This is a genomic window from Tardiphaga sp., assembly GCF_041424195.1.
Classification (GTDB): domain Bacteria; phylum Pseudomonadota; class Alphaproteobacteria; order Rhizobiales; family Xanthobacteraceae; genus Tardiphaga.
The window spans coordinates 78,863-92,011 of sequence record NZ_JBGMOE010000075.1 but is presented as its reverse complement, the minus strand read 5'-3'; the positions used below and the strand labels follow the sequence as shown (position 1 = coordinate 92,011).

The window sequence follows — 13,149 nt, the reverse complement described above, 5'->3', positions numbered from 1 at the left end:
TATCGGCGTCATTCTGGCGACGCCTCAAGGACTGCTGCCGCTTTTCGATAAGCTATGGTTACGTTTGCTTCGAGCGCCGATGGGGCACGATTAGCGCCTCACCCGGGTGTTGTGGTTTCTCAACGGTCGCAGCAGTGCAGAGATCGACGTCAGCGGCAACTCCGCAATGCCGTCGCCAAGTGTTGCGCGCAGTTTCCCAGCGAATACTGACGCCGGATCGCGACATCGCCTATCTGCGATCGCGTTCGTCAATGCACTGACCGCGGTTGGCTAGGCTGCGGCCGGACGTGGTGCTCCTATGACGGGGGATTGGATGGTCGAAAATTATATAGCTATTTCAACAATATATGAGTTCGTAGTCTTGTTCTGAATGGCGCGCCATTTTCCCACCATTCGGAATAAAACGACGAACCCTGATAGGGTGTTGATCATCGGTGACGCACTCGTCTCCTGGGGCGTGCGTGCTGTGCACCCGGTCGTTATGCACTATATTTACATAATTTTATTTTTGGCGTTCGTTCGTCAGGCCGTAATGCATCGTTGGAATCGGGAGGCGGGCCTCGAGGTCAAGACACGAGGGCGAGACTTCCTATTCTGGCCGAGGACGTATCAGGCTTATCCGGTGTGGCCGAGGCTTTTTCTCCAGATACAATAGATAGAGACAATCGGAACCTCGGCCATGCCCCAGATCCGCTTTTGCAAATCCTCGGATGGCGTCCGCATTGCTTATGCGCAGAGCGGCCACGGCCCGGCGATGGTCGAGGTCGCAACCTGGCTCAATCATGTGGAATACGACTGGAAGAGCCCGATCTGGAATGCGCGGCTTGCCGAACTGACCAGGAATTACACGCTTACGCGCTATGACGGTCGGGGCTGCGGCCTATCCGATCAAGATCCAGAACATCTGACATTCGATGATCTTGTCGCCGACCTCGAGGCCGTCGTTGACGCGGCCGGACTGAAGCAATTCATTCTGCTCGGCTGCTGCCAGGGAGGGCCAGTGGCGATGGCTTACGCGGCACGCCATCCTGAGCGCGTGAGCCATCTGGTTCTCTATGGCGCCTATGCGCGCGGAAAGCTCAGTCGGAGTCCCTCGCAGGCGGACGTTGATGAAGCCGAAACGATGCTCAAAGTGGTTGAACTCGGCTGGGGGCGCGACAATCCGGCGTTCCGCCAGGTCTTTACCGCGCTGCTGATACCCGACAGCAAGCCGGAGCAATACAGCTGGTTCATGGACATGCAGCGCATGACGATCTCGCCACAGAACGTGGTGCGTCTGATGCGCGCGCTCGACCGTATTGATATCGGCGACACGCTGTCCGATATCCGCAGCCCCACGCTCGTCATGCACGCTCGCAACGATGCGCGGGTGCCGTTCGCCGAAGGTCGCCTGATCGCCCACTCAATCCCGGATGCCGAATTCGCTCCGTTGGAGAGTGACAATCACCTCCTGCTCGAACACCAGCCTGCATGGCGCCAGTTCTTCGACGAGACGGCGCGGTTTGTCCGTACCAATCGGGTCGCGGAATCCGCAGAATCAGTTTTTCTTGAGTTGACCGCGCGCGAGCGCGAGGTGCTCGACTTGATCGCGCGCGGTCTGGACAATTTGCAGATCGCAACGTCGCTGACCCTGAGCGAGAAAACTGTCCGCAACCACATCAACAGCATTTTCGGCAAGCTCGGCACGCCGAACCGTGCGCAGGCGATCGTGCGCGCGCGCGAGGCGGGCCTTGGATCCGCACGGATTTCCGGAGACTGACCAAATCTGGGTCTCGAGTCCCAAGTTTTCTATCAATCTCATCAAATCGTGCATCCGCCTGGGTCCGTAGCCTCATGACGGATGCTGCGGCGTTCTCGATCATACGGCGGTACGGCGCGTCCTCGCGACCGGCTAGATTTGAGGAGAACGGAATGACCATGACAGCAACCGCACCTGCTGGATCCGCTTCGCTGCAGGGGGAATTGTGGGGTGTACGCGCCCGTGATTATGCCGAGGTGCAGGAGCCGACCTTCCTTCCTCTTTACGAGAGCGTGCTTGCGCGTCCTGAAGTGACGGACGCAAGCTCGATCCTCGATGTCGGAGGTGGGGCGGGGCTCGCCGCGCAGGTCTTCTCCAGGAAAATTCGTCACGTTGCTGGAGTTGACGCGACCGCGCCCTTTGTCGAAATCGCACGGCGACGCGTTGCTGGCGCAGATTTCCACGTTGCCGAAATGGAAGCCCTGCCATACCCGGACAGTACGTTCGACGTCGTGACCGGTTTCAACTCATTCCAGTATGCGGCATCCCCAGTAAACGCATTACGTGAAGCGCGCCGCGTCGTGAAAGCCGACGGCGCCATAGTAATCGCCGTTTGGGGTTTGCCAGAAACCTGCGAGGCGGCCGGGCATTTGAAAGCCTTGGGATTATTGATGCCGCCACCGCCGCCGGGCGCTCCGGGGCCATTTGCGCTGTCGGACGAAAGCAGGCTCAGGGCACTCGCAAGCGAAGCAGGTCTGAAACCAGGCACAGTCGTGGATGTTCCGTGCCCTTGGATCTACGTCGATCGTGAAACTGCGCTCCGCGGCATGCTGTCAGCAGGGCCGGTCGAGCGCGCGATTCGGACCTCAGGCTATGATCGCGCCCGGGACGCGGTCGTTGCTTCAATTGAGCCCTACCGTACAGCATCCGGCGGCTATCGTCTGAACAACACGTTCCGATATCTGGTCGCTCGATCCTGATACTTTGAAGTGGGTCGAGAAATTCCGGTCACCTGGAAATGAGCCCCTTCCGAGTGATCGGTTGTCCGCCCGTCAACGGTCTGTACCCGCGATCGAGAATCAATTTCGTCCGTCGGTATCCTACCCTTGGGTTGATGCAAAAGGGCTCGAAGGGCCTTTGCCTGCTTGTCCGTCGATCACAAATCTCGCAGCGAGGATAGGCATAGAGTCTGCGGGAAAGGATCCGGAGGAATTCATGTCCACCTTCAAATTGCCCGAGACACGCTATGCGCTGTCCGGCGATCTCAGCATCGCCTACCAGGTGATGGGCAACGGCGCGATCGACATTATCATGGTCCCGGGCGTGTTTTCGCACCTCGAATTCATGCATGAATTCCCGGGCTATACCGCGTTCCTGCAGCGGCTATCCCGCTTTGCCCGGGTTGTGAGCTTCGACAAGAGAGGTCAGGGGTTGTCCGACAGAATGTCCAACGCGCCCTCTCTCGAGGAACGGATGGACGATGTCCGCGCTGTCATGGACGAGATTGGCGCGCGGCGCGTCATTCTGTTCGGCTTCTCTGAAGGGTGCCCAATGAGCGTTTTGTTCGCGGCGACCTATCCCGACCGGGTCTCGCATCTCATCCTCGTTGGAGGTTTTGCGCGCGCTGCGGATCGCATGCCAGATGACTTGTGGCAGGCTGGCCTGGAGCACACCGTTAAGGCTTTTGGCCGCGGCGAGATGATCAGAACGGTCATCGCGAGCCAATCTCGCAGTGCCGATGCCGTTAGCCAGTTTGCCAAGCTGGAGCGATTATCCTGCAGCCCCGGCGCCATGCGGACACTCCTGGAACTCAACCGGCAGATTGACGTCACTTCGATCCTCCCGACACTGCAGGTCCCTGCCCTGGTGACGCACCGGAAAACCGACGCTCAGGTCCCCGTTGCCCTTGGCCGCAAGCTTGGTGAGCAAATTGCCGGCGCGAAATATGTCGAATACCCTGAGGGCGATCACTGTTTCTGGGTTGGCGACGTCGAGGCGCTCCATGGAGACATCGAGGAATTCGTTACCGGACATCGGAAAGCCCCGTCAGTGGGCCTGGAGCGCGTGCTGGCGACCGTACTTTTCACGGACATCGTCGACTCGACCCGAAGTGCCGCCGAAATGGGTGATGAACGCTGGCGCCGGCTCCTGGATGACCATGATCGGCTCGCGGAAGAGGAGGTCAGCAGACATCGGGGCAATCTGGTCAAAAGCACCGGCGACGGCATTTTGGCGACCTTTGATGGCCCTGGCCGTGCGGTGCGCTGTGCCCTCGCCATGCGTTCTGCTGCCCGAGACATCGGTCTCCCCTTGCGTGCTGGACTCCATACCGGCGAAATCGAGATCAGGGGCAAGGACATCGGTGGTATCGCCGTACACGCTGCGGCGCGTGTGATGGCACAAGGTGCTGCGGACGAGATCCTCGTATCACGCGTGGTCACCGATCTCGTTGCGGGTGCCGGGCTGAAGTTTGTCCAGCGGGAGTCATTTGAGCCAAAGGGATTGCCGGGAAGATGGGACCTTTACGCTGCGAGTGATTGACGCGCCTCATGGCCGAAAAGCTGTCGGAAGGCGGTCGCTCAGATTTTGTCTCAGGTTTGATTTGTGGCAAATCTTTCTCGATGCTGATGGCAGAGCGGGTATCTCTGTGTTGAGCGCAACAAAGCACCGAGAATTATGTTGCGATTTCAATCATATATGAGTTCGTAGTTTTATTTTCAGTGGCGCGCCATTTTCCCACCATTCGCGAACCGCCGACCGGGTGGTCAGTCATCATATTCAGCCTACCGACTTCGCCAGTACCGCCATGGTGGCGGATCGGGCAGGGTGATCTTCAGAAAATCGAGGAAGACCCGCACGCGATTGCTCACAAGTCGTCGACTTGGGTACACCGCATAGATTGGATGTTCCTCCGGGCATTGATGTTCGGGAAAGAGTTCGACCAGTCGGCCCTGAGCGAGATCGTCCGCGATTTGGACTTCGACCAGTCGCACGATGCCGAGGCCTGCCCGTGCGAACTCGATCAGGATCGAAGCCTGGTTCGAGCGCACGCGGCTCTTGACTGCAAGTGGCGCGGACAGGCCGTCGGCGCCGCGCACGGTCCATGTACTGGCGGCGATAGACGAATGGAAATTGAGACAGGCGTGGTCGGCCAACTCGTCGGGATGTGACGGCGTGCCGTGCTCGGCCAGATAGCTCGGCGACGCGCAAATGATCCATCGCGTGCTCGTAAATCGCGTGGCCACGAGCGAGGAGTCATTGAGATGACCGACGTGGATTGCGACGTCCGTTCCTTCGTCGAGAAGCGGCCCGGGATCGATCCGCAATTGAAGTTCGACCTGAAGATTCGGATGCTGCCGGCAAAACTCCGGCAGTTTCTTGGCGAGAATGACCTGCCCGAAGATCGGCATTGAACGTATGCGCAGGGTTTCGCGACCGAGCTTGCCGCTGAAGATCGTCGCGTCAGCGGCCTCGACGGCTTCGATGGCTGCAAGCGCCGCCCGATAGAAGACTTCTCCCTCCGGCGTCATGACGATGTTGCGGTGCGCGCGGCGGAATAACAACGCGCCCAACCGCTCTTCCATTCGCGTAATGAGCTTGCTGACTGCGGACGGCGTGATGGCAAGGTTTCGGGCCGCTGCAGAGAAGCTGCCGTCTTCCGCGGCCCTGACGAAAACCTGCATCTCTGTGTAGCGGTTCACGTTTTTCTCTTGTGACGGAAATTCACATCAGGTTTGAACGATAGAGTATGGAAAGCCATCCGGCAAATCTCTAGCCTTCGAGGCAACAGCGCGGCCATGCGAAGCCGCTCATAAACGAACGGGGAGACGACCGTTGGCGACCAACGAGCGCACTGCTTTTGCAGTGACTGAACGATCCAGCCATGCCTGTGACGCCATCATTATCGGCGCCGGATTTTCAGGCCTCTACCAGCTCCACAAATTGCGGGATGAACTCGGCCTCGACGTCACTGTGCTCGAAAAAGGTGGTGGCATCGGTGGCACCTGGTTCTGGAACCGCTATCCGGGCGCCCGCTGCGATTCCGAGAGCTATTACTACTGCTACTCCTTCAACAAGGAGATCGAGCAGGAGTGGAGTTGGAGCGAGCGTTATCCGGAGCATCCGGAGATCCGGAAATATCTGAACTTCGTCGCCGACAAGCTCGATCTCAAACGCGATATCCGGCTGAACACCGAGGTTACATCCGCATCATTCGACGACGACGCCAATCTCTGGACAGTGCAGACGAGGAACGGACAATCGTTCTCCGCGCCATTCCTGATTACGGCGGTGGGCTGTCTGTCGACCGCCAATGTACCTGATATCAAGGGTCTCGAGAGCTTCGAGGGCCAATGGTACCATACCGGCCTGTGGCCGCATGAGGGCGTAGATTTCAGCGGCAAGCGGGTCGGCCAGATCGGTACCGGATCAACCGGGATTCAGGCAGCCCCTGTCATTGCCGAGCAGGCCCAGCACCTCACGGTTTTCCAGCGCACGGCAAATTACAGCATTCCGGCGCGCAATGGCCCGGTGACCGCGGACGAGATCAAGCACACGCGAGAGAACTACGACGAGATCTGGCGGCTGGCGCGCGCTGGCACTAACGGACATCCGTTCACGATCTCGGCGCGTTCGGCGCTGTCGGTGTCCGATGCGGAGCGGCAGGAGATCTATGAGCAAGCGTGGGAGCGCGGCGGCTTGCGCTTCCGTGCTTCGTTTTCCGATGTCCTGCAGAATGTCGAGGCAAATCTGACGGCCTCGGACTTCCTCCGCGACAAGATCAAGACCGTCGTCAAGGATCCGGTGGTCGCAGAGATGTTGACTCCGCGCGATCATGGCTTTGCGACAAAGCGCCCGCCGATCGACAGCGGCTATTTCGAAACATTCAATCGGGACAATGTGCTCCTGGTCGATCTCAAGGCAGAACCGATCGTCGAGGTCACCGCGAAGGGCATTCGCACGGCGAAGCAGGAATATGAGCTCGACATCATCGTGTTCGCGACAGGCTTCGACGCATTGACGGGACCACTCGTCAATCTGAACATCAGCGGCAGCCGGGGCACGAAGCTGAAAGATGCCTGGTCAACCGGCCCGCGCACTTACCTTGGCCTGCAATCGCCGAAATTCCCGAATCTGTTCACCATCACCGGCCCCGGCAGTCCGTCAGTGCTATGCAACATGCCGATTGCCATCGAGCAGCACGTGGACTGGATCACCAATTGCATTCGCGACATGCGCGCGAAGGGTCTCAAGCGGATCGAGGCCAATATCGACTCGGCCGAAAAGTGGGTCGCGCATGTCAACGAGGCCGCGGACGCAACGCTGCTGCCAATGGCGAGTTCGTCCTGGTATCTTGGCGCCAACGTGCCGGGCAAGCCACGCGTTTTCATGCCCTATGCGGGCGGCTTTGCGCGCTACACCGCGATCTGTGACGACGTCGCACAAAGCGGCTATCGCGGTTTCGCGCTGAGCTAGCGACTCATGCTGCGAAGGTCCAAGCGGGCGCACGCGGACAACAGGACTCGGCGCCGCCGCATCCTTGGACCTTGCTGCGGCGAATTTACGCGAGGTATCTGGAAAGTCCGTTGGACAGCGCGCCGTTCCTGCTGCACGATCTTCCGTGGTGCGCTGATCGACCGGAAAACTGAGTGAGGAGAGTGAGCCACCGGAAGACCACGTCGATCTGGAAATAATAAAATATGTACCGGCAAAGCCGGACATCAAAATCAGGGAGGGTACAATGACGACGACCAAGGGCATCTCACGCCGACGCATCCTCAAGGGCGCTGGCGCCATGGCAGGGCTTGCCGCATTAGGCACGCCGCATATCGCCGGTGCGCAGGCGAAGGTAATCAAGATCGGCCTGCCGACGATCCTGTCGGGGCGCGTTGCGATCCTCGGCACGTCCAGTCGATTTGCAGTCCAGCTTGCTTTCAATCAGATCAACGAAGCCGGCGGCATCAACGGCCGCAAGTTCGAAGTGGTCGACCGCGACTCCAAAGGTCGCCCTGACGAAGCCGCCAAGGTCACGCGCGATCTCATCAACAATGACGGTTGCGATATCATCATCGATGGCGAGGCGTCGTCGGGCAGTTTCGCTGTGCACGAGGTCGTGCGCGATCTCGGCATTCTCTGCCTCCATACCTGCAGCGAAACCTCGTCGCTGACGGCAGATCCCAAGCTGCTCAGCAAGAATGTATTCAGGTGTGCCCGGCAGGGCATCCACGATGCTGTCGCAGGTGGGAGCTACGCAGCGAAGATCGCCAAGGAGAAGGGGCTCAAGAAGTGGGCGACATGTTCACCTGATTACGCCTATGGCCGCGACAACACAGCGGAGTTCTTGCAATATGCCAAGGTGTTCGAGCCCTCGATCGAAGTCGTCGATCAGCTCTGGCCGAAGCTATTCGCACCCGATTACACCGAGAGCATCACCAAGCTGATGCAGGTGAAGCCGCAGGCTGTCTATTCGGCGCTTTGGGGCGGCGATCTCGTCGCGTTCATCGAGCAGTCGAACCTGTATCGCCTGTTCCAGAACACCGCCTATTTCTCGGGTGGCCTCGGCGACCCGCCGATCCTTACAGCAATCAAGAATCTGCCGCAGGGGCTCAATACGGCCTATCGGTATAATAAGGGATTTCCGAGTTCACCCGAGAACACCGCCTTCTGCGATGCCTATGTCAAAGTGGCGCCTCACGAACCCACCAATTGGGCGTGGCAGAACTACGCGGCGTCGCAGTTCATTATCGAGGCGCTGCGTCGCACAAACGGCAATACGGACAGTTCTGCACTGGCCAAGGAAATCTCCGGCATGACGGTGAAGCTGCCCTTTGGCGGCGCCGGCATCACCATGCGTGACAGCGATCATACGATCATCAATTACCCGGTGGCTTGGGGCAAGACGGTCAGCAAGTCCCCCTGGGTGCTCGATTACGTCGATACGGAATGGTCGAAGATCATCGAGCTGGAGAAGGAGTGGAAGAAAGAAAAGGGCTACGCCTGAGCTTTCTGCGGAGCATCGTCGCTTAGATGACGCAGCCCGTCGCATCCCGACGGGCTTTGCCGCTCCGCCGCACATCCGGTCCGCCGTTCGCGGCGGCCGGAACAGGCCCGCTCAGACCATCGAAGGACCATCGCTGTGAACCTCGAAGCCCTTGCCTCCTGTCTGTCATCGTCAGCTTGCGCCGTGACGCAGATATCGACGGCGCTCATCATCGGAATGCTGCTGTTCATGGTGGCGTCCGGCCTGTCGCTGATCTTCGGCGTGCTCGGCGTCATCAATTTCGCTCATGGCGCCTTCTATATGGCTGGCGCCTATATCGCATTCTTCACCTACCAGGCGACGTCGAGCTTTTTTCTGGCATTCCTTGCCGGCGCGCTCGGGGCAGGCTTGATCGGGATCATCTTCGAGCGGTTCATCATCAGCAAGGTGTATGGCAAGGACATCCTGATGCAGCTGCTGGTCTGCTACGCCATCATCCTGATCTTCGATGATCTGGTGAAGATCATTGCCGGCCCGGAATACAAGATGATGGGCATGCCTGACGTTTTCGCGCTTCCGCCGCTGGAATTCGCCGGCGGCTTCGTCCCGGCCTATTACGTCTTCATGATCGTTGCGAGCCTGTCGATCGGCGCGATGCTCTGGCTCGCGATCGAGAAGACCCGGATCGGCAAGATCATCCGGGCGCTGGCCATCAATCCGCAGATGGTCGGCGCGCTCGGGATCAACACGACGCTGCTCTACGCGGCCGTGTTCGGCGTCGGCAGCATGCTGGCGGGTATTGCCGGCTCCCTCGCAGCGCCGACGCGTACATTGACGCCGGGCATGGGCCTGTCGATCCTGATCGAAAGCTTCATCGTCACCGTGATCGGCGGGATGGGATCGATTGTCGGTGCGCTGATCGCAGCGTTGCTCATCGGCTTTACGCGCGCGTTCGGCGCGATCGGCTTTCCGCTTTTCGTTGACGGGATCATGTTCGGCATGATGGCCGTCGTTCTGATCATCAAGCCCAGCGGTCTGCTCGGTCGGGAGATCGCGCGATGATGAAAGCCGGATTCCTGCGCGATCTGCTCTTTGCGGCTGTCGTGCTGATCGTTTTGATTGTCGTACCGTTCATCTTCACCAAGCCATCTCTGCGTGACTTCCTCATCTATGTGATGGCCTATGGCCTGCTGGCGATGTCGCTGAACCTCCTCGTGGGGCTCACGGGGCTGGTCTCGTTCGGGCACGCGGCTTTCTTCGTGTCCGGCGCCTATATGTTCGGTCTGCTGATGCAGTCCGGCCGTGTATCGATACCAGTCGCAATTTTCGTCACGGTGCTCGGCACTGCGGTGCTTGCGCTGGTGATCGGTGCGATCTGCGTGCGCCTGAAGGAAATCTATTTCTCCTTCATCACGCTCGCCTTCCAGATGTTCATCCACTCGATCATTCTGACATGGGTCAGTCTGACCGGCGGCGACCAGGGTCTGCGCGGCGGCATTCCGCGGCCACCATTCTTCGGCATTGATCTTAGCAGTGGTGTGTCGCTCTATATTTTCTCGGCTTGCGTGTTCGTCGTCTGCATTCTCATCATGCGTCAGGTGTGGCAGTCGCCGTTCGGCTACACGCTGCGCCTGATCCGTGACAATCCGAACCGGGCCAATTACCTCGGTGTCGACATTGTTCGCATGAAGCTCGGCGTGTTCATCCTGGCCGGTGCGATGGCCAGCGTGGCCGGCATCCTGCTGTCGCTGTTCGTCTCCGGGGCCTACCCGGAATTCGGCTTCTGGACGACGTCGGGCGAGGCCATCTTCATGATTATGCTCGGTGGTTCGCAGCTGTTCGTCGGGCCGATCATTGGCGCCATCCTGCTGCGCCTGCTCGAACACTTCGTGTCCATCTACACCGAGTATCACGGCCTGGTGCTTGGCATCGTTATTCTGGCCATCGTGCTTGGTCTGCGTCAGGGCGTCGCGGACTACGTCGTCGAATATCTGCAGCGACGCAAAGAAGCCAAGGTCCCCGCTGCCAAAGAGGCCGCCTTCGTCAAGGAGAGGGTCGCCTGATGCTCTCGGTTCAGAACCTCGACAAACGCTTCGGCGGCGTCCACGCCACGCGCAACGTCTCGATCGATTTCCCCGAAGGCTCGCTCACGGCGATCATCGGACCGAATGGCGCCGGCAAGACCACCTTCTTCAATTTGATCTCGGGCGCGTTCCGGCCGAATTCGGGGAAGGTCATTTTCGACGGTCAGGATATCGTGGGTAAATCGAGCCTCGAGGTCGTGCGGCTCGGCATGACGCGGGCGTTTCAGGTCGCCGAGATCTTCCCCAGCCTGACTGTCACCGAGGCGATCATGGCGACGGTGATCTCCCATTTGCGCAAGTCATGGACCTTCCTGCGGCGGTTTCCCGTCGCGGAGGCGAAGTCGCGGACCGAAGAGATCATCGAACTGCTCGGGCTCGCCGACAAGGCCGGGACGCTGTCGCGGAACCTGTCTCATGGCGACCAGAAGCTGCTCGATATCGGTCTCGCGCTTGCCATGGAGCCGAAGGTACTGCTGCTTGACGAACCGACCGCGGGCATGGGGCCGGACGAGCGCTGGCGCATGATCGGCAAGGTGCAGCATCTCTGGCAGGTCAAGAAGATGACGGTGCTGTTCATCGAGCATGACATGGATATCGTCTTCAAGATCGCCCAGAAGATTCACGTTCTCAAATACGGCGCCGTACTGGCGCAGGGCACGGCCGACGAGATCCGGCGCAATCAGGATGTCATCGACGCCTATCTCGGCGCCGATCACCATCTCTCCGCAGCAGTGGGAGAGGCATGATGACCGACCCGTTCCTCCATGTCGAAGCCGCCGACGTCTATTATGGTGCCAGCCAGATCCTGTTCGGCGTCGATCTCGCCGTCGAGCAGGGGCAAACCATGGCGCTGCTGGGTCGCAACGGCGCCGGCAAGTCGACGACATTCAAGATGATCGCCGGCCTCGCGCCGCCACGTCGCGGCAAGGTTGCTCTTGCAGGACAGGAGCTTGCGGGCCGCCCGTCCTACAGGATCGCCCGCTCGGGCATCGGCTATGTGCCGGAGAACCGGCAGGTCTTTCCGGACCACACGGTCGATGACAACCTCATCGTCGCCGCCAAGAAGGGGCCGCGCGGCGACCAGCACTGGAATCGCGAGCGCATCTATGAGGTGTTTCCGATCCTCGCTTCGATGAAGGAACGCATGGCCGGCCGGTTGTCCGGCGGCGAGCAGCAGATGCTGACCATCGCGCGAACGCTGATGGGCAACCCCGACGTCCTCCTGCTTGATGAGCCGAGCGAAGGCCTCGCGCCGATCATCGTCCAGGCCATCGGAGAGCTCATCAAGACGCTGCGCGGCATGGGCGTCACCATCCTGCTGGCCGAGCAGAACATGCATTTCTGTCTCGGCATTGCGACCCATGCGACAGTGATCGACAAGGGCCAGATCGTCTATCGCGCGACCATCGATGAGCTCCGGCACAACGAAGAAATCAAGCAACGATATCTGGCGGTCTAGCATCTCGACGCCATCACATCGCGAATGCGCGATGATGCTGCACGCAAAGAAGAAACTGACAACGGGAGTGCAACGATGAAACGAGACGAAGGACGCGGCCGCATTGCCGTCGTGACGGGCGGCGCGAGCGGGATTGGTCTGGCCACTGCCGGCGTGCTGATCGAGCGCGGATGGCGCGTCGTCATTTCCGACATCAATGCGAAGGCCAATAAGGAATCCGCAGCGAAGATCGGCGCCGACTCCGTGCCGTTCGACGTGACCGACGAACACGCGACAGAAGCGGCGTTCGCGGATATCGAGGCGCGGCTGGGGCCGGTCGAGGCGCTGTTCGCCAATGCCGGCGTGATCCAGTCCGGCGGCCGTGCGGAGAACCTGCCGCTCGCGGAATTCGACAAGGTCATCGCCGCCAATCTGCGCGGCGTCTATGTATCCTGCCTTGCCGCCGGCAAACGCATGACCAAGCGTGGGCGCGGCGGCATCGTGATCACGGGTTCGGTCACCGCGTCGCGCACCGCGCCACTGCACGCCTATGCGCCGTCGAAGGCTGCGGCCGTTCACATGGCGGCGTGTCTCGCAGCCGACTGGGGCCGCTCGGGTGTGCGCGTCAATGCGGTGTCGCCGGGCTATGTGGGAACCCCGCCGGTGCTCGCCAATATCGAGCGCGGGACGCGCGATCCCAAACTGCTGGTCGAAGGCTCGGCGCTGGGGCGTATGGTCGATCCCGAGGAAATCGGACGCGGCGTCGCATTCCTGCTGTCTGATGATGCGTCGGCGGTCACCGGGATCAATCTTCCGATCGATGCGGGCTGGCTCGCGAGCTCGCATCTCACGACCTATGGCGGCGTGCCGCCGGCGCGCTGAGGCTCATTTACCGCAATCGAATTGAACA

At 60.0% G+C, this 13,149-nt stretch carries 11 protein-coding genes; 10 read left to right on the top strand and 1 reads right to left on the bottom strand.

Going from position 1 to position 13,149, the window contains the following annotated elements; translation table 11 throughout:
• The first annotated feature begins 679 nt into the window (after nt 1-679).
• From ACEK02_RS12320 to ACEK02_RS12310, 3 genes are all read left to right on the top strand, one after another.
• Nucleotides 680-1,759, top strand: a complete 1,080-nt coding sequence (locus ACEK02_RS12320; protein ID WP_371421993.1) for an alpha/beta fold hydrolase — start codon at nt 680-682, stop codon at nt 1,757-1,759.
• A gap of 152 nt (nt 1,760-1,911) precedes the next feature.
• Nucleotides 1,912-2,718: a class I SAM-dependent methyltransferase gene (locus tag ACEK02_RS12315; RefSeq protein WP_371421992.1), complete on the top strand. Its 807-nt coding sequence runs from the start codon at nt 1,912-1,914 to the stop codon at nt 2,716-2,718.
• Nucleotides 2,719-2,953: 235 nt separating this feature from the next.
• Complete coding sequence (locus ACEK02_RS12310) at nt 2,954-4,279, top strand: adenylate/guanylate cyclase domain-containing protein (protein ID WP_371421991.1); 1,326 nt, start codon at nt 2,954-2,956, stop codon at nt 4,277-4,279.
• 242 nt (nt 4,280-4,521) lie between these two features.
• On the opposite strand, the gene ACEK02_RS12305 is transcribed toward ACEK02_RS12310, so the two are convergent.
• Nucleotides 4,522-5,439 (bottom strand): LysR family transcriptional regulator, encoded by a 918-nt coding sequence (locus ACEK02_RS12305; RefSeq protein WP_371421990.1) that lies wholly within the window; start codon nt 5,437-5,439, stop codon nt 4,522-4,524.
• Nucleotides 5,440-5,572: 133 nt separating this feature from the next.
• On the opposite strand from ACEK02_RS12305, the gene ACEK02_RS12300 reads away from it, so the two are divergent.
• From ACEK02_RS12300 to ACEK02_RS12270, 7 genes are all read left to right on the top strand, one after another.
• The gene (locus ACEK02_RS12300) at nt 5,573-7,213 is read left to right on the top strand and encodes a flavin-containing monooxygenase (protein WP_371421989.1); all 1,641 of its coding nucleotides are present in this window, start codon (nt 5,573-5,575) and stop codon (nt 7,211-7,213) included.
• A 265-nt stretch (nt 7,214-7,478) separates the two neighbouring features.
• Complete coding sequence (locus ACEK02_RS12295; protein WP_371421988.1) at nt 7,479-8,738, top strand: ABC transporter substrate-binding protein; 1,260 nt, start codon at nt 7,479-7,481, stop codon at nt 8,736-8,738.
• A gap of 135 nt (nt 8,739-8,873) precedes the next feature.
• A complete protein-coding gene (locus ACEK02_RS12290; RefSeq protein WP_371421987.1) occupies nt 8,874-9,779 on the top strand; it encodes a branched-chain amino acid ABC transporter permease in 906 nt (301 codons plus the stop codon).
• On the top strand, nt 9,776-10,780 hold the full coding sequence (locus ACEK02_RS12285; RefSeq protein ID WP_371421986.1) for a branched-chain amino acid ABC transporter permease: 1,005 nt from the start codon (nt 9,776-9,778) through the stop codon (nt 10,778-10,780). Before ACEK02_RS12290 ends, ACEK02_RS12285 begins: the two co-directional genes overlap by 4 nt.
• Nucleotides 10,780-11,547 carry an ABC transporter ATP-binding protein gene (locus ACEK02_RS12280; protein WP_371421985.1) on the top strand — a complete coding sequence of 256 codons (768 nt, stop codon included), beginning with the start codon at nt 10,780-10,782 and terminating at the stop codon, nt 11,545-11,547. The genes ACEK02_RS12285 and ACEK02_RS12280 overlap by 1 nt, the downstream gene beginning before the upstream one ends.
• Nucleotides 11,547-12,260 (top strand): ABC transporter ATP-binding protein, encoded by a 714-nt coding sequence (locus ACEK02_RS12275; RefSeq protein WP_371421984.1) that lies wholly within the window; start codon nt 11,547-11,549, stop codon nt 12,258-12,260. Before ACEK02_RS12280 ends, ACEK02_RS12275 begins: the two co-directional genes overlap by 1 nt.
• A 75-nt stretch (nt 12,261-12,335) precedes the next feature.
• Nucleotides 12,336-13,121 (top strand): SDR family NAD(P)-dependent oxidoreductase, encoded by a 786-nt coding sequence (locus tag ACEK02_RS12270; RefSeq protein ID WP_371421983.1) that lies wholly within the window; start codon nt 12,336-12,338, stop codon nt 13,119-13,121.
• Nucleotides 13,122-13,149: the final 28 nt, after the last annotated feature.

Bases quoted from the DNA above. Each gene is read 5' to 3' on its own strand.
- ACEK02_RS12285 (WP_371421986.1), top strand. From the start codon at position 9,776: ATGATGAAAGCCGGATTCCTGCGCGATCTGCTCTTTGCGGCTGTCGTG.
- ACEK02_RS12270 (WP_371421983.1), top strand. From the start codon at position 12,336: ATGAAACGAGACGAAGGACGCGGCCGCATTGCCGTCGTGACGGGCGGC.
- ACEK02_RS12320 (WP_371421993.1), top strand. From the start codon at position 680: ATGCCCCAGATCCGCTTTTGCAAATCCTCGGATGGCGTCCGCATTGCT.
- ACEK02_RS12280 (WP_371421985.1), top strand. From the start codon at position 10,780: ATGCTCTCGGTTCAGAACCTCGACAAACGCTTCGGCGGCGTCCACGCC.
- ACEK02_RS12315 (WP_371421992.1), top strand. From the start codon at position 1,912: ATGACCATGACAGCAACCGCACCTGCTGGATCCGCTTCGCTGCAGGGG.
- ACEK02_RS12295 (WP_371421988.1), top strand. From the start codon at position 7,479: ATGACGACGACCAAGGGCATCTCACGCCGACGCATCCTCAAGGGCGCT.
- ACEK02_RS12310 (WP_371421991.1), top strand. From the start codon at position 2,954: ATGTCCACCTTCAAATTGCCCGAGACACGCTATGCGCTGTCCGGCGAT.
- ACEK02_RS12275 (WP_371421984.1), top strand. From the start codon at position 11,547: ATGACCGACCCGTTCCTCCATGTCGAAGCCGCCGACGTCTATTATGGT.